This window comes from Bradyrhizobium sp. AUGA SZCCT0431, assembly GCF_018131065.1.
GTDB lineage: Bacteria > Pseudomonadota > Alphaproteobacteria > Rhizobiales > Xanthobacteraceae > Bradyrhizobium.
The window spans coordinates 150678-166975 of record NZ_JAFCLR010000002.1; the positions used below are offsets into that span (position 1 = coordinate 150678).

The following is a 16298-nucleotide window of genomic DNA, read 5'->3' on the forward strand; positions in this document are numbered from 1 at the left end:
TTTCAGTTTCGCTTTCGCGGTGAAACCCACAAACCGGATGAATTTTATTCAAATGATAGATATGCAGGCGTCAAAGCGACGCTTGAACTCAGCTTGCGGCCAGCTCGGCGAACGTCCGGCCGGCAGCGGCGCGCAATGGCGAGCCCTTTGAAAGGATCGCGAGTAGTGCTGCTTGCTGATCGCCGCCTTCCGCGCTTTCAAGCGTCGATTTCGCCCACAGATAGGACGCTTCGAAAACGCGCTTGTGGTTGTCGAACTCCATGACCTTGGCGCCGGGAATGGTCGGTGGACGCATCACAAAATCGGCGGGACCCACCGGAATCGAATCCACGCGCTGATGCACCAGCAGGCTGCGCCAGAGCACGCTGACCGCCGATGGCGCCCTTGGCAGGCGCTTTCTGCCAAACGGCAGCAGCAGACTGGAAATCAGCTTGAGGCGTCCCGGAAGCGCATCGTAATCCACCTCGAAGCGTTCGATTTCCTGCTTGCCAAAATGGACCACCAGGTTGGGTCCGCGCTTCAGATTGTGCATCGGCGCGAGCGGGATGTTGTCGATCAGACAGCCGTCAACCAGCATCGAGCCATCCTTGGTATAGAACGGCGGCAGGATGCCGGGAATTGAAGCCGACGCCCGCACGGCCTGCCACAGCGAACCGGTACGAATGACTTCGCCGGCCTGGGTGGAGAGATTGGTTGCCACGGCGGCAAACGGCTTCCAGCAATCCTCGATGTTGCAATCCGCGCCGAGCGCCTCCGCAAGCGCGCGGTCGAGGGCCTTGTGGTCAAGCAGGGAGTATCGCGGCCATGTGGGGCGCTTGAAACTCCGGCTCTTGACGAAGATATCGTCCGTGCCTCGATCAAGATCTTCAGCTTCGAGGTTCTTGGCGAAGCCGGCGACCATGGCAGCCCCGACGCTGGTCCCGACGAAGATATCGAAGTCAACGCCGCGTTCGCGAAACGCCTTGTAGATTCCAAGGTGCGCCGGCCCCAATCCTCCTCCGCCAGCCGCCACAAACCCGATCGCCCGCCCGAGCAGGAAGCGCGCCAGACTCCGCACATCGATGTCGTCCTGAAGCGATATGTGGTGATGCATGAAGACGGGCATGCGCCTCAGCCAGGCGCCCGTGCCGCGCACTTCACCGCTTCGCTCATCATGAACGAGCACGAGACGCCGCTCGTTGGTTCGATGATAGGTCGACGCCGCGGCCTCGACTTCGGTCAGGGAATCGTCCGGCGCCCTGCCCCTGCATACGAACAGGACCTGGTCGGATTGCCGGATGCATTTCTGGGTCCAGCGCGTCAGCTCCCGGTCGCCAAAATAGGCGACGAGATCGGATGCCTGCTCCAGTCGATGCAGCCAGCCGGTTATCTCTTCATCGTCCGGATCCCGTCCGGGGAACAGTTGATTGATGCGCTGGGAGGTCACGATCTCAACGACCGCGTTGCCGAAAGCCTGCGTCAGCAACGCGTAAAACTGCGGCGGCACCGGCTCCCTTCCCCCTTCCAGAACCACGATTGTTCGCGTGCGCGCAAGTTGTCGATTGGGAACGACGCGCGACGTCGTCTCGGCCACCCGAAGCGCCATCGCCTCAAGCAAGAAGCCAACGATGCTGGGCGCTTCAGTTGCGATTTTGTTGTAAGCGGCACGCGACAATGAGAGAACACAGGAATCCCTGATCGCGGTTACGGTGGCCGTCCGCGGGATCTTTCCAAAAAAGCCGATTTCACCGATGAGATCGCCCGGCCCCAGTTCGGCAATCAGCCCTTCGTCGCCCGCGCGCTGCACCGTGAATGCGCCGCGCACGACTTCAAAGAAAGCGTCCGACGCATCGCCCTCCGCGACAAGCTCTTCGCCGCGCAGAATGACCAGCTCGCGCATGAAACCCCGGATCTCCTGACGCTGTTCTGCGGTCAGCATCCTGAAGATCGAGACGTCGGAGGGAACGAAGGCCTCGGGAGGCGTTGCGGCATCGGCGAGAAGGGGAGCGTCGGGGACGAAGGGTGGCTCAGATGCGGTGGCACCATCTACCATTATGTTCTCCTCGGTCGAGACTGCGCGGCGCAGGTGACCTGTTCAGGCGTCGACATATAGCAGCTAAAGCGTTCAAGTGGCTTGGCGCGCAACCGGATTCGTTCAACCATGGTAGGTGGGCGGTAATGTCAATTGCTCGACATTTGATCGATCGCGTTAAGCCGCCTGCAATCTTCGGCATCTCGTTGCGATTGTTCGGACGAATCTGAAGAAATCCTGATATCGCTGCGCTCACCCGGGCTAAGCTCGCCAACGTAAGGGTCTAAGAAGGAGCACCGATGAGCAACGGCGATGACGTGCAGATCGAAGTTGCGCCGGCCGCGACCGATGAGGTGCGCCTGCTGATCGGCGAACTCGAGGCCGTGCTCGCGGTGGAGTATCCGCCGGAGCAGCGGCATGGCTTTTCCATCGATGCGATCTTTCAACCGCATGTCCGCTTCTTCCTCGCGCGACGTCACGGCGCGGCGGTGGGCTGCGGCGGCGTCGCCCTCTTCCCTGAATATGCCGAGGTCAAGCGCATGTTTGTGCGCGGCCCCGCGCGGGGCCAGGGCGTTGCCGACGCCATTCTCGCGCGCATCGAAGGCGAGGTGCGTGGCGCCGGACTTCCCGTGTTGCGCCTGGAGACAGGAACACGCCAGATCGCGGCGATGCGGCTCTATATACGCACCGGATTCCGGGAATGTTCCGCGTTTGGCGATTACGCGCTGAAAGCGCCGCAATCCATTGCGGCGAGTGTGTTCTTCGAGAAGCGGATGTGAAGCGGATCGCGGCAGGACCCAGCCACGGTTCAAACTGTCCACAGGACGGAACCCGCGCTGCCTTCAGTTAAGAAACTCTCAGTATTTCTACGTTAGGCTGGATCGCATTGGGGCATTGTTTCTATTGTCGAGAAATTTGATCTCGTTGCTGGACCAATCGATGCTTAAGTTGAAGAGAATTTCTGATCTACTGAAGGACTCTGCGGATAGCCTCGAAGGGCACAGCAGGACAGCCACTGGAAAAGCAGCGGACGAAACGGCCAAAATGATTAGAGACCTGCGCGACGCGGCCCGCGAAATCCTGACGAGTCAGGAATATCAAAATTCAAAGATCAAGTTCTAGAACAAAGATCAAGTTCTAGAACCAAGACGCGACCATCAGGCGTTTAGTCCGATGATGAATCCTTTATATTCAACCGGAGAGTCCGGTTATGGTCGAAACTCGAATTGCGCCTCGCTTCCGTGTCGCCAAGCCCGCGAAGATTGATCACGGTGGCGACAAGATCAAATGCATGATCCGCGATATCTCTGCTACGGGAGCAGCGCTTGAGATATTCGATATCGTCCGGGTGCCTGACAGCTTCACATTGATTGTGCCAGAAGATGGCCTCAAGCTGCCGTGCCACGTTGTTTGGCGGAAAGAATACCGGATCGGTGTCGCCTTCGATTAGCCTTTCGCATCCAACACGGTGCAACCCGCCGCACGTCGTGGGCCGGCCGGCGCCAACGATGGTGACAGTGCGCTCAATCGATGTGTCACGTTCGGTTTGGAAGGCCGTTAGCGACAGTTATCGCCCGCCTCGTTCAGCCCGCTCTGCCAGGTCGACGGCTGCGTGCCAAAGCCGCGCTTCGCCCGCGTACCGAGCCAGTAGCCGAACTGCGGCGGCACGTTGCGGAACGGGCCTTCGACGCCGAGCTTGAGGGCGGCGTCCATCGGCCAGTTCGGGTTGTTGAGGATTTCGCGGCCGACCGCGATCAGGTCGGCCTGTTTGTCCTGCAGGATCTGCTCGGCCTGGTCGCCATGGATGATGAGGCCAACCGCCATGGTCATGATATCGGCGTGGCGTTTGACATAGTCCGACAGCGGCACCTGGTAGCTGTATTTGATTTCCTTGCCCAGGATCGGCGCCATCTCGGTGATGCCGCCGGACGAGCAGTCGATGACGTCGACGCCCTTGGCCTTGAGGATCTTCGCCAGCCGCGTGCTTTGCTCCGGTCCCCATCCGGCGTTGTCTTCCACCGACAGGCGGACGAACAGCGGCTTGTGGTCGGGCCAGTGCGTGCGCACCGCTTCGGCGATCTCGGTGATGAAGCGCATCCGGTTGGCCTCGGAGCCGCCATATTCGTCGGTGCGCTGGTTGGATCGCTCGGACAAGAATTGATGCACGAGATAGCCGTGCGCACCGTGCAGTTCGAGCACATCGAAACCGGCCTCATGGGCGCGCCGCGCGGCCTCGCCCCAGGCCTGCACCAGGTCTTTCACCTCATGGCGTTCCAGCGCCTTCGGCACCGGCCATTTCTCGCTATGGGCAATCGCGCTCGGCGCCACCGGCGACCAGGCGTCCCAATCCTCGATCTCGGGCGTCCGCTGCAGCGGCCGGTCGCCTTCCCACGGCCGGGTCGCGCGCGCCTTGCGGCCGGAATGGCCGAGCTGGATGCCCGCGACCGCATTCTGCTGATGGATGAATGTAACGAGGCGGCCAAGCGGCTCGACAAAGGCGTCGTCCCAGATGCCGAGATCGCCGACCGTGCCGCAACCGCGGCGCTCGACCTTGGTCGACTCGACGACAAGCCCCGCGCCGCCGGCGGCAAATTTGCCTGAGTTCATCAGGTGCCAGTCGGTCGGAAAGCCCTTCACGGCGGAATATTGGTGCATCGGCGGCACCACGATGCGGTTCTTCAGCTCAATGCCGCGGATCGTCACCGGCGAAAACAGCAACGTGTTCGACATTGTTGCGTCCTCGCCGGTTCCCTGGAATCCTGGGCATCGCTGTCCCGGCAAGCGGCCGGCGGATGCCTGTTATTGTTTTGCGGTGGTCTCGGTCTTGGTATCCGTTTTGGCTGCCTTCGGCTTCGCGGGCGGCTTGGCGGCGGCTTTCGGGGCGGCATTGTCGCTGCGCACGGTTCCCCAGGGATCCGTGCTCTTTTGCTCGGGAATATTGCCCAGCGATCGCTTGTAGGCCCGCTCGGCCTCCTTCGCCGCCGCGATCTCCGACGGCGTCTTTTCCTGGTCCGGCTCCCCGTATTTTTGAACGGGTGCCTGCTGGGCCAACGCCGGCCCGGCCAGCAAGACCATTACAGCCACGATGCCAATCATTTTCATGCGATCACTCCCCGGACTTTCCGGCCAAACGCTTAGCACAGCTCCCGCGCCGGCCTAAGTGCTGGATTGGGCGGAAGTTGCTCGCGAAAACACGCATTTCGCCGGCTGCAGCCAGTCGTTGCCCATAGCGGCGCAGTTTTGTAAACGTCTGGCATGAACGCCCCGCTTCTCCCCAACTCCGCTGACGCGCTGCTGTTCGATCTCGGACGCGTCGTACTCGATATCGACTTCGGCAAGGTGGTGGCCACCTGGGCCGGCCATGCCGGCTGCGAGCCCGCACACCTGGTCGAGCGGTTCTCGCCCAATGACGCCTGGCATCGCCACGAGCGGGGCGAGATCAGCGACGCCGAATTCTTTGCAGGCCTGCGCACCTCGCTCGGCATCGGCATATCGGACGCCCAGTTCCTGGAAGGCTGGAACGCGATCTTCGCCGGCGAAATGCCCGATATCGCCGTATCGCTGGCGCGCGCCGGACAACGCCTGCCGCTTTATGCCTTCTCCAACACCAATAACGCGCATGTCGTGCATTTCAGCCAGGCCTATGCCGGCGTGCTCGGCCATTTCCGCGAAATCTACCTGTCATCGACGATCGGGCTTCGAAAGCCCGACGCGGCGGCCTATGATCATGTCGTCAAGGCGATCGGTGTTCCCGCCTCCCGCATCGTGTTCTTCGACGATTCCGTCGCGAACATCGACGGCGCGCGGGCGCGCGGCCTGACCGCGGTGCATGTGACAGGGCCGGACGACGTCGCAAAGGCGCTGGCCGCGCTCGGGATCTAGCAACGACGTCTGCCCTCGCGGCAAATCACCACCGGCCCTGGAGACGCAGGCTCTCGGCGAGGTCGCCGCGGAAATTGTGCTGCCCCAGATGCATCAGCTTGCACTGCAGGTCGACCCAGACCTTGCCGCCGATGTCGATCCAGCGCCGGCAGAACGCGTAATCCTCCGACAGGTAGCGGCCGGAATCGGGATCGACCATGCAGTCGAAGAACAGCCAGTGCAGATGTGCCTCGGGGTGGCCCGGCGGCCCGTCCGGCGTGTATTTCAGCTCTGGGTACTTCTCCATCATCCGCGTGAAGACATCGCGCTTGATGCACATGAAGCCGGTCGGCGCTTCCGCGACCTCGACGAAACCGTCGGCGTCGGCATAGGAGCTGACCCGCTCGGCGCCATGGCCGATCGGATTGAATGGATATTCGGTATGGCGGTCTTCGAATTGTGCCCGCGTCGTGCCTGCCGGCAGGCCGGCGGCGGGCCAATTAAAATTCTTCATCGGATAGACGCCGGCGGTGACATCGCGGTCGATCAGCAGCAGGCGACAGACCGATTGCGGCGTAAAGGTGATGTCGGAGTCGATCCAGAACAGATGGGTCAGCGTCTCGTCGGACAGGAACTTGCGCACCATGTTGTTGCGCGCGCGGGTGATCAGGCTTTCCGAATGCATGTGCAGGATGCACTGCAATCCGAACCGGTTGCAGTGATGGGTGAGCTCAAAGATGCTGGTGACGTAGTGCATGCTGACCGCCGAGATGTAGCACGGGGTCGCGAACATCACCTTCATCGATCTCAAGGCCTCGTCGGGTAGCATTTTACGTCGCTCGCTGGATTCGGGCCGGGCTATCTGGGCTGCTGGTCAGCCGGCTTGTTGTCCGCCGGCGCGAGCTTGATCGCGGGCGCGGACTTTGCCGGCGCAGGCTGTTTCGCGGCATTTGCAGCGGGCTGCTTTTGCGCAACGGGCGGTTCGGGCATCGGCGCGACGGGCCCGCTCTGCCCGATCGACACCGATATGCCGAACAGCCGCCACTGCCCGTTCACCGGCGCGAATGACAGATCGAAATTGACCTGGCTCGGCACCGAGGGAAAGAAGCCCGCCATATGCAGCAGCCCGTTGGCCTCGATCTGCGGCAGCAGATTGAGCTGCGGATCGATCACGGCGACGCCGGAGAGATCGAGATTGTCGTTGCGCAGCTTGGCGAAGATCTCGCCGAGCCGCGCTGCCGAGTTGGATTGAAAGCCGGGCGCGCCGATGTCGCGCAGCACGGTGTAATTGCCGGTCTTGTTGGCCTGGTCGAGCGCCAGCAGCGTCGAGCGGACCAGCATCAGCACGCCATTGCGGTCGATCTGCGCCGGTTTCGGCGCTTGCGCGGGTGCTTGCGCATGACCGGCGGAGACGCTTGCCGCCATGACGGTCGCAATCATCAGACCCCGCCAGCGATGATGTTTTGCGGTCACCACCTTGTTGTCACCACGCGACCGTCAGTCCGGCGCGACCGCCAACGCCGCCTTGCGCAAAGCCGGCGGCAACGCCGCCATTGAGGACCACATAGTCGCTCAGCCGCATTTGAGCTCCCAGACTCATGGCATTCTGCCCGCGGAACGTGCCCCAGTTGGTTGAAATCGCGAATTTCTTGTCCGACGGCAGCGCAGAGCCTCCCATCGCGATCGCGACCGCGGTGCCCTCGAACGCCTGCCTCATCTGCGTCTGCAGGGTCGCGACGTCGCCCTGCAGGACCGCGACGTTGCCCTGCAGTGCTGCAACATTGTTCTGCAGACCGGAAATATCCGGTGCGTTGAAGCTCGACACGGCCAGATGGCCGGCGGCGTCCGTCGTCACGTACGAGATCGGGCCGGTTTGCGCCGCAAGGCTGGCCGCCGACGTGATGCCGGACATCCGGTAGGTGTTCGAGGTGGTGCCGATCGAGACCTGGTTGGCGACGCTGGTGGATGCGCCGTTGCCGATCGCAACCGAGTTGGCCGCGAGCGCCTGGCTGTTCGGGCCGAGCGCGGTCGAATTCGTTCCCGTTGCGACCGCGCCGTCACCGAACGCCGCGCCGCCGTTGGCGGCGGAGGCCAACGCACCGACCGCGACCGAACCGGTCGCAACCGCGCCATTGCCGATCGCGATGGCGTTGGTGCCGGTAGCGGCGGCATTGTTGCCGACGGCGACCGCGCCGGTCGCGGTTGCGCGCGCACTGGCGCCCACCGCGGTAGCTCCGGTTGCGCTGGCGAGGCTGGCCTGGCCGATCGCGGTGGTCGAAGCACCGGTGGCGTTGCTGCCTTGACCGAAGGCGCTCGCGGTGGCGCCGTTGGCAATGCTGCCCTGCCCGGTTGCGGTCGCGCTGACGCCGTTTGCCCGGCTGCTTTGACCGGTCGCGGTCGCGTTGGTGCCGTTGGCGAAAGCGCTCGTGCCGGTCGCGGTCGCGCCCGCGCCAATTGCCGAACTAAAGGCCCCGGCGGTGGTGGCAAAGGCCCCGGTCGCGGTGCTGGAGCCGCCGGTCGCGGTGGCGAAGTCGCCGGTGGCGGTGGCGCCGGTGCCCGTTGCCGTCGCGAAGTTACCGTTGGCGGCGCTGAACACCCCGGTCGCGGTTGCCTGGGCGCCGTTCGCGGTGCTGGCGTAGCCGGTCGCGGTCGTTTGCAGGCCGTTGGCATGGCTGCTTACGCCCGTCGCGGAGGCCTGATCGCCGTTGGCAAAGCTGCCCATGCCGGTCGCGGTCGCGGCAGCGCCGTTCGCAACACTGCCGGTGCCGGTCGCAGTGGCTTGACCGCCATTGGCCTGACTGGCCATGCCCGTTGCCGTGGCTTGACCGCCGTTCGCCTGGCTGTTGTACCCGGTCGCCGTCGACTGCGCGCCGTTCGCGATGGCGTTGCTGCCGGTCGCCGTCGCGAAGTCCCCACTGGCGCTGCTTTGCGTGCCCGTTGCGGTCGCGTTGGTGCCATTCGCAGCGCTGAACGCACCTGTGGCGGCAGCGAAATCGCCGTTCGCGAATCCGCCGTTACCGGTGGCCGTTGCCAAATTGCCAATCGCACGGCTGTTCTGACCGGTTGCAGTTGCAAAGTTGCCGGTGGCATTGGCGTTCTGACCGGTTACGGTAGCCCCGCCGCCGTTCGCGACGCTGTCCTGCCCGGTCGCCGTCGCGTGATCGCCGGTGGCGTTGCTGTTCGAACCCGTCGCGGTCGCAGCGATGCCGTTCGCGGTCGCGCCGTTCCCGTACGCGGTCGCGAAGATTCCGTTCGCGTTGGCACCGAAGCCGATGGCCGTGGCGGCGGCGCCGGTCGGAACGGCGGCCGTGCAGTCTCCCGCCAGCCCTGTCGCGGTGGAGTAGCATTGCGCGAACGCCGGGGAGACGCCGAGCACAGTCATCATCCCGGCTGCCGCCGCGAGGCTGCGCATGGTCCCGCCGCAGAGCATGCTGCTCGCCAGCAGGCTCGCCCGGCGGTCGGATGGAAAAAACACACCGCGCGGGGATACCGAAACCGTTGCCGTCGCTATCGCCGCCGTCATCGTCCGCTCCGCATTCGCGCGAAACCGGCTCGTGCAAGCCAGCCCGTGGCTGACCAAAACTTTGCCTGCCCACACCCCAATCCGAGGGAACCCTAACCGAATCGCAGACGTGAACAAATCGCTGGCGCGGTCCACGGCGGTATCCGCCTGATGTCATGAGCGATTGCGGAACGATGTTGCCGTTCAGCAACAAGATGGCGCGCTTTTGCCTCCGCCACCGCTCTCCGTTATGAAAGCGCCCACGATCGCTCCCCAGGCCGAATCCAGATTGGATCGCGATCGAGGAGAAACTGCCGTGGCCCTGATGCCGGTTGTTGATGCGCTGGCCGCGATCCTTGCGGGCGCCGATCCCTTGCCCGAGGAAATGGTCGCACTCGACACCGCCTGGCATCGCGTGCTCGCGCGCGACCTTGCCGCACTCCGCACGCAACCGCCGCAGGCAATGTCGGCGATGGACGGCTATGCGGTGCGATCGGCAGACGCCGCCGATCTCTCCGCGCGGCTGAAGGTGATCGGCGAGGTCGCGGCGGGCCGCCCGTTCGAACGCAAGGTGGCCCCGGGCGAAGCGGTCAGGATTTTCACCGGCGGGGTGATCCCTGATGGCGCCGACGCCGTCATCATCCAGGAAGACACGGCCGCCAGCGGCGACTACATCACGATCACGGAAACCGCCAAACCGGGACGGCATATCCGCGCCGCCGGCGCCGATTTCCGCGAGGGCGATGTGCTGCTCACCAGGGGAAGCCGCCTCACCGAACGCGATCTGTCGCTCGCCGCCGGCATGAACTATCCGGAACTCGCCGTGCATCGCCGCCCCAAAGTGGCGGTGCTCGCCACCGGCGACGAGCTCGTGATGCCGGGCTCGATCCCGGGCCCCGGTCAGATCGTCTACTCCAACGGCTACGCGCTGCGCGCGCTGGCGCGGGCCGAGGGCGCCGAGACCGTCGATTTCGGCATCGCCGCCGACACGGTCGAGGCGACCACGGAGGGCATCCGCTGCGCCCGCGCATCGGGCGCCGACATCCTGATTACGATGGGCGGAGCCTCGGTCGGCGACCACGACCTCGTCAAGCGCTCGCTGGAGGCCGAGGGCGTCGCCATGGCGTTCTGGCGCATCGCGATGCGGCCGGGCAAGCCGATGATGCACGGGCGCCTCGGGGCGATGCGGGTGATCGGCCTGCCCGGCAATCCGGTCTCGTCCTATGTCTGCGGCTTCCTGTTTCTGGTGCCGCTGATTCGCGCGCTGTCGGGCCGAAAAACCATCCATCACGTGCGTGAGACCGCCCTGCTCGGCCGCGATCTTCCCGCCAACGACCAGCGCGAAGACTATTTGCGCGCACGGCTCGAGCCGCGCGAAGACGGTGCGTTGATCGCGGTGCCGGTGAGCCACCAGGATTCGTCGCTGCTTGGAAATCTCGCTGCGGCACGGGCGCTTTTGATACGTCCGCCGTTTGCGCCGGCGCTGCCGAAAGGCGCGCCATGCGAGTTCCTGCGCCTGCCGGAATGACGCATGGCGACGGCCTGTTCGGGCGAAGTCGGCGCGCGTTCACCTGAAATTAAGTGGTTGCGGAACATGTATCGAACATATAGTGTCCGTTCATGATTTGTTTCGAGATCTGGTGTCTACAAACGGGAGTTTTGGACTTCCGAATTTGAGACCGCACTCGCAACTGAGAACCGCGAAACTGAAGAACCGCGAAACTGAACGACCACGAATTACGACGCGCCAACCGGGGGATTGCTCGAGATGCTTACGCGCAAACAGTATGAACTTCTGCGTTTCATCAACGAACGGCTCAAGGAAGCCGGCGTGCCGCCCTCCTTCGACGAAATGAAGGATGCGCTCGACCTCCGCTCCAAGTCCGGCATCCACCGCCTCATCACCGCCCTGGAAGAGCGCGGGTTCATCCGCCGCCTGCCCAACCGCGCCCGCGCCATCGAAGTCATCAAGCTGCCCGAACTTGCGGGAGCCGGTAACGGCAACGGCCGCCGCGGCTTCACCCCCAGCGTCATCGAAGGCACGCTCGGCAAGGTCCGCGCCGCCAGCGCGCCCGCCGAGGACGACGGCAACCGTCCGGTCGCCGTTCCCGTGATGGGCCGGATCGCCGCCGGTACGCCGATCGAGGCGCTGCAGACCCGCAGCCACACCATCAGCGTACCGCCTGACATGCTCGGCTCCGGCGAACATTACGCGCTCGAAGTACGCGGCGATTCCATGGTGGACGCCGGCATTCTCGACGGCGACATGGCGCTGATCCAGCGCAACGAGACCGCCGACACCGGCGATATCGTCGTGGCGCTGATCGACGAGGAGGAAGCCACCCTGAAACGCTTCCGCCGCCGCGGCGCTTCGATCGCGCTGGAGCCCGCCAACACTTCCTATGAAGTCCGCATCCTGCCGCCGAACCGGGTCCGGATTCAGGGCAAGCTGATCGGGCTGTACCGGAAGTACTGAGGGCGGCCCGCTTCCGCGGGCGTCAGTGGCGTCACTCCTTATCCGAAGTCGTCATGCCGGCCATGCCGCCTTCGCGTGGATGGCCGGGCATAGGCGAGCGGAAGCGACGCCGTCCCTCGGACGGCTGTACCCGGCCCTGACGGAGAACGATGGGGCCACGCGTCCCACAATTGCCCAGAATGCGGCAAAAACTGTGCGTGCGAGGATGGTGGTTTGACGCGTTTTCTTCGACTCGAAGACGCAAAAACCGGGGGGCGAGACGTGGTCAGCAATATGATCACCAAGATCACCTGGCAGAGGGCGGGACTCGTGACCGAGCCGGGCCGCTACATGCTCCGGTTCGGCTGGCTGACGGTGACGGCGGAAGATCTTGCGATCTGGCAGCAATATCCGGAAGCTGCGTTCACGCTGGTCGCGCTGCCCGGGATTGCCGACGACGGAAGGGAGCAATTCCATCTCGGCGCCTTCGAACTGCCGCTGCCGCCGATGCCCGAAGATCCGCAGCCGCCGTAGCGCGTTTGTGATCGGGCACGCCGGCCTTTCGGTCGCACAAATGTCCAGAACAGGAATAGACTTTGCTCAAGTCCACTCTGATAGAGGCCAGCGCCTCGAGGGAGGCACGGGTCTCTATCTCTTACGAGGGAGCGATCCGATGTGTGACTATAGTTTGCACGCGATGGCGACGCGTCCCGCTGAGGTCGGCGAGACACTGATATCGACCACCTTCCGCGGCACCTCGACCCGCGGCTTTGCCAGCGAACGCGACCCCGCAGTCGCGGTCTGCATGCTGCCCGGGACCGAACTGGCCTTCGCGCAAGACGTCAAATACGACAATCGCTGGATCTGGACGCGGACGATCGGTTTCCGCGTCGGCAAGTTCAACACCATTGATCCGCACATCAGGGAACGTCACCACGACGCGATCGAATTTCCCGATGGGAGCCATGTGCTGGTGACGCAGCTTTGCGAGGGTCAGCGCGTCACGGTGCTGCAATTGCCGGTGGTGCATCCGATTCCCGAGCGCACAACAACGAAGGCGGACACGGCGACACCGCTTTCCACCGGTTGAATTCCGCGCCGCCGGTCGCGACCCGCCGGGGAACGTGAATCCTTATTCCTCGGCCTGCAGATCCGCTTCCGACGGGGTCGCATCGACAGCACGCGGCGCGTTGCGGCGTGGCGCGAGGATGGTTGTCTCCGCGTCACCCTCGCCCGCGGTCGCTGGCGACCATGGGCGATCGACGCCCCGCGGCTTGACGGCATCGATGGTAAATCCGCTGCCGCTTCGCCGCAGCACCATGGCGCCCTGCCGCCGCAGACGCTCCGCATCGATCACAGAAGCGCCGCACGCCGCAGGCGCCTGCCTTGCGGTCACCACCAGCGCCGCGCGCTCACAATCATCCGCCAGCGCTTCCGGCCGCAGCGCCAATGCCACGAACCCGCCACCGGCGCCTTGCGTCACGCAGCCGCTCTCGTCGCATGAGACGCCCTCGGTGAGCGAGGCATCGGCAGGCTTTCGCGCGTCGGCATCCGCCGCCAGCCATTCTTTGACGAGGAAGCCATCCCTCGCAGCCCCCGTCGAAGTCCCCTTGGCCGCGCGCATCAAATGCAGTTTGCCGTCCTGGCCGCGGACACCGACATTGCGCCCGTCGGCGGAGATCAGGATGTCCGGCTGCGGCACCCTCGCCGCCCACACTGCCGCCACCAGCACCACGGCCGCGCCGGCATAGCGCAGCGGCGTTCGCAACAGGCCGAGCAGGATGATGCCGATACTCGCCGCAATCAACGGGCCGATGCCGAACGCCGGCACACGACCGACCGCGCCCGGCAAGGCCGCGACCCATTGCGTGACAACAATCATCCAGTCGATGCCGACGCCCATGATGGCCCAGAACACGCCGTCAAAACCAAAGGGCATCGCAACCAGGCCGAGCAGGCCCGCCGGCATCACCAGCGCCGAGACCACCGGCATCGCGGCCAGATTGGCGAGCACGCCGTAGGGCGTCACCCGGTGGAAATGAAACGCCGCGTAAGGCGTGGTGGCGAGGCCCGCCACCAATGAGGCCAGCAGCAGCATCGAGATCTCGCGGCCGCCCCACAGCGCCACCTGCGCGGTCGCGGAATGATCCGGCTGCGCGAACAGGCGCGGCATGCCGAGCTGCACCAGCGCCACCAGCCCGAGGGTCGCCGCAAACGACATCTGGAAGCTCGGATGCACCAGCGCCTCCGGTGCAATGGTCAAGACAATGAGCGCCGCAACCGCGAGCGTTCGAAACGTGATGGCGCGGCGGTCTACCATGACCGCGATCAGCACCACCGCCGTCATGAAGAACGAACGCTGGGTCGCGACTTCAGCTCCCGACAGCAACAGATAAAATGCCGACGCGGCCAGCGCCGCCACCGCCGACCATTTCTTGATCGCAAAACCAACCGTGAGCGTTGGGAACAGCGCCAGCAGCGCCCGTACCGCAAAAAACACGACGCCCGCGACCACCGCCATGTGATAGCCGGAGATTGACAGCACGTGGCCGAGGCCGGAGATGAACATCGCCTCGTTGACGGGCTCGGAGATAGCGTCGCGCCGGCCGGTCAGAAGCGCGGTCGCGATCGCGCGCTTGTCGCCTTCCAGCGTGGTCCGGATCCGCGCATCGATCGCGTCCCGCATGCCTTGCATGAACGCCGAATAGCGCAGCTTCCAGCCGCCTCCATCAGGCGCTTCCGCGGTCTTGATCGCGCCCATCACGAAGCCGGAGGCGCCGATGCCGGAGAAGAACATGTCGCGGCCGAAATCGTAACTGCCCGGCCGCAACGGTGTCAGCGGCGGCAACAGCCGCGCTTTCAATTCGACAAAGCTGCCGACCGCGGGCGCGGTACCCTTCTTGACCGAAAGCCGCACGCGCTCGAGTTTGGTCGATCCGCGCGCGCTCTCCATGGTCACGACGCGCAGCACAAAACGGTCGGTGCGCTCGCGGATGTCGCGGGTCTCGACGAATCCGGTCAGCGCCACCGAGAACATCGGCCGCGCCAGCACGCCATGCGCGATCCGCGCCGTCTTCCAGGTCGCAATCGCAAAGCCGGCGGCGACGGCAGCGATCATCACAGCGACCGGAAACATTTTGTGCCGCCGCAGCAAGAACGCCGCCGCGCACAGCGCGATGGCGGTGACGGCCGCGACCGACAGCACCGGCTCATGATCGGCGGCAAAATAGAAGGCGATGCCGGTGCCGAACGCGACTGGCACCCAGGGCAGCAGGCGGCCTGCGCCGGCTTCCGCGCGCGCCCATGTGCGCAAAGTCTCGATGAACGGCGGCAGGGCGCTGATGCTGATCGGCGCATAGCCGCCCGCCGGCGCCACCGCCTGGCGCGGCGGCCAGGTTCCGGCGTAGCCCCGTCTGCCGCCCGGCGTGCTGCCCTGCTCCGCCATCCCACGCCTTGGAGTATCCCTGTTTTCACAAAGCTACTGGAAGTGGCTATCCGCGGGATAGTGGAACAGATGCGGAATGCGGAGGAAAGAATGTCCGCCGTTGTCGGGCCGAGCCCTTGCCAATGTGATGTCGCCGAGCCAATTCCTCTCCTCCCGACCGCAAGTCGATAACGGTCGGGCCAAAGGCTCGGCAACCACCCTTCTCAGCTGGCTGGATGATGCCAGCGATCGTGCCACCAGGTGCTGAAATCGCGATCGGTCGTTAGTTCCCAGGCTGCAAGCACAATCACCAATATGCCTGAGACCACGCTGCTTGCCGTGGCCGGTACCGACCCGTAGCCGACCGTCCAAGGTACTGCCACCAGAGCCAGACCGATGAGGATCTCTCCCCATTCCTCCAGATAGGAGGGAATGATGAATCCCTCTACGGCAAACAGAATGACGCACAAGCCAAGGGCGATGGTTATCGCGACTTCTGCCCCGGCAAAGCCCAGGGCGAACGGCGACACGACCAGCCACACGCCCAACAACAGGCTGCCGGCGTCCTGCCAATGTTGAATGCGCATGATACTCACCTCCTCTCCTCCATGAATATGGTGGGGCCGCGCAAAAAAACGCGTTCCTCAACCTGCGTTGTGTTGCCGCTGCTGCTGCCCCGGCGCCGTCGTCCAACCCTGGCCGCCCATCACCCGAAAGACGTTCTTGCAAGTGCGCCGCAGCAGGATGCACACTGGGTGCGCTTGACCAGGTGTCAACGTCTACGGCTCTCAGTTCGACTGGAATTCACGGTTGCGCTCAGAACGAGAGGAGCATGACGCCATGCGAGAAATCGAAATCCACGACTATGCGCGGCAGTTACTGGAAGCACATGGTGCCAAGGCCATTGCGGAAGCCGCCCAGAACGCCATCGAACTCGAGGCAAAAGGCGAGGTCGAACTGGCCAGAACCTGGCGGCATATCGAAGATGCGATGAAGATCATGCGCGGGCCCCACCAGAGCTGAGGCTACCGGCGCCGCAACACAG

The 16298-nt window shown here is 64.3% G+C and carries 16 protein-coding genes; 8 read left to right on the forward strand and 8 right to left on the reverse strand.

The window, feature by feature from the left end:
* Nucleotides 1–88 precede the first annotated feature (88 nt).
* On the reverse strand, nucleotides 89–2032 hold the full coding sequence (locus tag JQ567_RS02465; RefSeq protein WP_249165177.1) for a cyclic nucleotide-binding and patatin-like phospholipase domain-containing protein: 1944 nt from the start codon (nucleotides 2030–2032) through the stop codon (nucleotides 89–91).
* A gap of 278 nt (nucleotides 2033–2310) precedes the next feature.
* On the opposite strand from JQ567_RS02465, the gene JQ567_RS02470 reads away from it, so the two are divergent.
* A complete protein-coding gene (locus JQ567_RS02470; protein WP_212437325.1) occupies nucleotides 2311–2790 on the forward strand; it encodes a GNAT family N-acetyltransferase in 480 nt (159 codons plus the stop codon).
* A gap of 431 nt (nucleotides 2791–3221) precedes the next feature.
* Nucleotides 3222–3461, forward strand: coding sequence for a PilZ domain-containing protein (locus JQ567_RS02475; RefSeq protein ID WP_212437326.1), 240 nt, complete (start codon nucleotides 3222–3224; stop codon nucleotides 3459–3461).
* Nucleotides 3462–3568: 107 nt separating this feature from the next.
* Here JQ567_RS02475 and JQ567_RS02480 read toward each other — a convergent pair whose 3' ends face one another.
* Together JQ567_RS02480 and JQ567_RS02485 are read right to left on the reverse strand one after the other, a co-directional pair.
* Nucleotides 3569–4741 (reverse strand): NADH:flavin oxidoreductase/NADH oxidase, encoded by a 1173-nt coding sequence (locus tag JQ567_RS02480; protein WP_212437327.1) that lies wholly within the window; start codon nucleotides 4739–4741, stop codon nucleotides 3569–3571.
* 69 nt (nucleotides 4742–4810) lie between these two features.
* Entirely contained in the window at nucleotides 4811–5113 is a 303-nt protein-coding gene (locus JQ567_RS02485; protein WP_212437328.1) for a hypothetical protein, read from the reverse strand.
* Between the two features lie 153 nt (nucleotides 5114–5266).
* Here JQ567_RS02485 and JQ567_RS02490 point away from each other — a divergent pair, with 153 nt between their 5' ends.
* Nucleotides 5267–5893, forward strand: coding sequence for an HAD-IA family hydrolase (locus JQ567_RS02490; protein WP_212437329.1), 627 nt, complete (start codon nucleotides 5267–5269; stop codon nucleotides 5891–5893).
* A 25-nt stretch (nucleotides 5894–5918) separates the two neighbouring features.
* Here JQ567_RS02490 and JQ567_RS02495 read toward each other — a convergent pair whose 3' ends face one another.
* The 3 genes from JQ567_RS02495 to JQ567_RS02505 are packed head-to-tail and all read right to left on the reverse strand — an operon-like array spanning nucleotide 5919 to nucleotide 9395.
* Entirely contained in the window at nucleotides 5919–6701 is a 783-nt protein-coding gene (locus tag JQ567_RS02495; RefSeq protein ID WP_212437330.1) for a hypothetical protein, read from the reverse strand.
* 29 nt (nucleotides 6702–6730) lie between these two features.
* A complete protein-coding gene (locus JQ567_RS02500) occupies nucleotides 6731–7312 on the reverse strand; it encodes a hypothetical protein (protein ID WP_249165178.1) in 582 nt (193 codons plus the stop codon).
* A 43-nt stretch (nucleotides 7313–7355) separates the two neighbouring features.
* Nucleotides 7356–9395 carry a YadA-like family protein gene (locus JQ567_RS02505; RefSeq protein WP_212437331.1) on the reverse strand — a complete coding sequence of 680 codons (2040 nt, stop codon included), beginning with the start codon at nucleotides 9393–9395 and terminating at the stop codon, nucleotides 7356–7358.
* A gap of 295 nt (nucleotides 9396–9690) precedes the next feature.
* Between JQ567_RS02505 and glp the strand changes: the two genes are divergently transcribed.
* From glp to JQ567_RS02525, 4 genes are all read left to right on the forward strand, one after another.
* Nucleotides 9691–10902: a gephyrin-like molybdotransferase Glp gene (gene glp / locus JQ567_RS02510; protein ID WP_212437332.1), complete on the forward strand. Its 1212-nt coding sequence runs from the start codon at nucleotides 9691–9693 to the stop codon at nucleotides 10900–10902.
* Nucleotides 10903–11142: 240 nt separating this feature from the next.
* Complete coding sequence (lexA, locus tag JQ567_RS02515; RefSeq protein ID WP_192733386.1) at nucleotides 11143–11850, forward strand: transcriptional repressor LexA; 708 nt, start codon at nucleotides 11143–11145, stop codon at nucleotides 11848–11850.
* Nucleotides 11851–12123: 273 nt separating this feature from the next.
* On the forward strand, nucleotides 12124–12363 hold the full coding sequence (locus JQ567_RS02520) for a hypothetical protein (protein WP_212437432.1): 240 nt from the start codon (nucleotides 12124–12126) through the stop codon (nucleotides 12361–12363).
* Nucleotides 12364–12502: 139 nt separating this feature from the next.
* Nucleotides 12503–12919: a hypothetical protein gene (locus tag JQ567_RS02525; RefSeq protein WP_212437333.1), complete on the forward strand. Its 417-nt coding sequence runs from the start codon at nucleotides 12503–12505 to the stop codon at nucleotides 12917–12919.
* A 42-nt stretch (nucleotides 12920–12961) separates the two neighbouring features.
* Here JQ567_RS02525 and JQ567_RS02530 read toward each other — a convergent pair whose 3' ends face one another.
* Both JQ567_RS02530 and JQ567_RS02535 read right to left on the reverse strand, forming a co-directional pair.
* Nucleotides 12962–15274, reverse strand: coding sequence for a ComEC/Rec2 family competence protein (locus JQ567_RS02530; protein WP_212437334.1), 2313 nt, complete (start codon nucleotides 15272–15274; stop codon nucleotides 12962–12964).
* Nucleotides 15275–15477: 203 nt separating this feature from the next.
* Entirely contained in the window at nucleotides 15478–15840 is a 363-nt protein-coding gene (locus tag JQ567_RS02535) for an SPW repeat protein (RefSeq protein WP_212437335.1), read from the reverse strand.
* A 253-nt stretch (nucleotides 15841–16093) separates the two neighbouring features.
* Between JQ567_RS02535 and JQ567_RS02540 the strand changes: the two genes are divergently transcribed.
* Nucleotides 16094–16276 (forward strand): hypothetical protein, encoded by a 183-nt coding sequence (locus tag JQ567_RS02540; protein ID WP_212437336.1) that lies wholly within the window; start codon nucleotides 16094–16096, stop codon nucleotides 16274–16276.
* Nucleotides 16277–16298: the final 22 nt, after the last annotated feature.

Bases quoted from the DNA above. Each gene is read 5' to 3' on its own strand.
- JQ567_RS02465 (WP_249165177.1), bottom strand. From the start codon at position 2,032: ATGGTAGATGGTGCCACCGCATCTGAGCCACCCTTCGTCCCCGACGCT.
- JQ567_RS02470 (WP_212437325.1), top strand. From the start codon at position 2,311: ATGAGCAACGGCGATGACGTGCAGATCGAAGTTGCGCCGGCCGCGACC.
- JQ567_RS02475 (WP_212437326.1), top strand. From the start codon at position 3,222: ATGGTCGAAACTCGAATTGCGCCTCGCTTCCGTGTCGCCAAGCCCGCG.
- JQ567_RS02480 (WP_212437327.1), bottom strand. From the start codon at position 4,741: ATGTCGAACACGTTGCTGTTTTCGCCGGTGACGATCCGCGGCATTGAG.
- JQ567_RS02485 (WP_212437328.1), bottom strand. From the start codon at position 5,113: ATGAAAATGATTGGCATCGTGGCTGTAATGGTCTTGCTGGCCGGGCCG.
- JQ567_RS02490 (WP_212437329.1), top strand. From the start codon at position 5,267: ATGAACGCCCCGCTTCTCCCCAACTCCGCTGACGCGCTGCTGTTCGAT.
- JQ567_RS02495 (WP_212437330.1), bottom strand. From the start codon at position 6,701: ATGCTACCCGACGAGGCCTTGAGATCGATGAAGGTGATGTTCGCGACC.
- JQ567_RS02500 (WP_249165178.1), bottom strand. From the start codon at position 7,312: ATGATTGCGACCGTCATGGCGGCAAGCGTCTCCGCCGGTCATGCGCAA.
- JQ567_RS02505 (WP_212437331.1), bottom strand. From the start codon at position 9,395: ATGACGGCGGCGATAGCGACGGCAACGGTTTCGGTATCCCCGCGCGGT.
- lexA (WP_192733386.1), top strand. From the start codon at position 11,143: ATGCTTACGCGCAAACAGTATGAACTTCTGCGTTTCATCAACGAACGG.
- JQ567_RS02520 (WP_212437432.1), top strand. From the start codon at position 12,124: ATGATCACCAAGATCACCTGGCAGAGGGCGGGACTCGTGACCGAGCCG.
- JQ567_RS02525 (WP_212437333.1), top strand. From the start codon at position 12,503: ATGTGTGACTATAGTTTGCACGCGATGGCGACGCGTCCCGCTGAGGTC.
- JQ567_RS02530 (WP_212437334.1), bottom strand. From the start codon at position 15,274: ATGGCGGAGCAGGGCAGCACGCCGGGCGGCAGACGGGGCTACGCCGGA.
- JQ567_RS02535 (WP_212437335.1), bottom strand. From the start codon at position 15,840: ATGCGCATTCAACATTGGCAGGACGCCGGCAGCCTGTTGTTGGGCGTG.
- JQ567_RS02540 (WP_212437336.1), top strand. From the start codon at position 16,094: ATGCGAGAAATCGAAATCCACGACTATGCGCGGCAGTTACTGGAAGCA.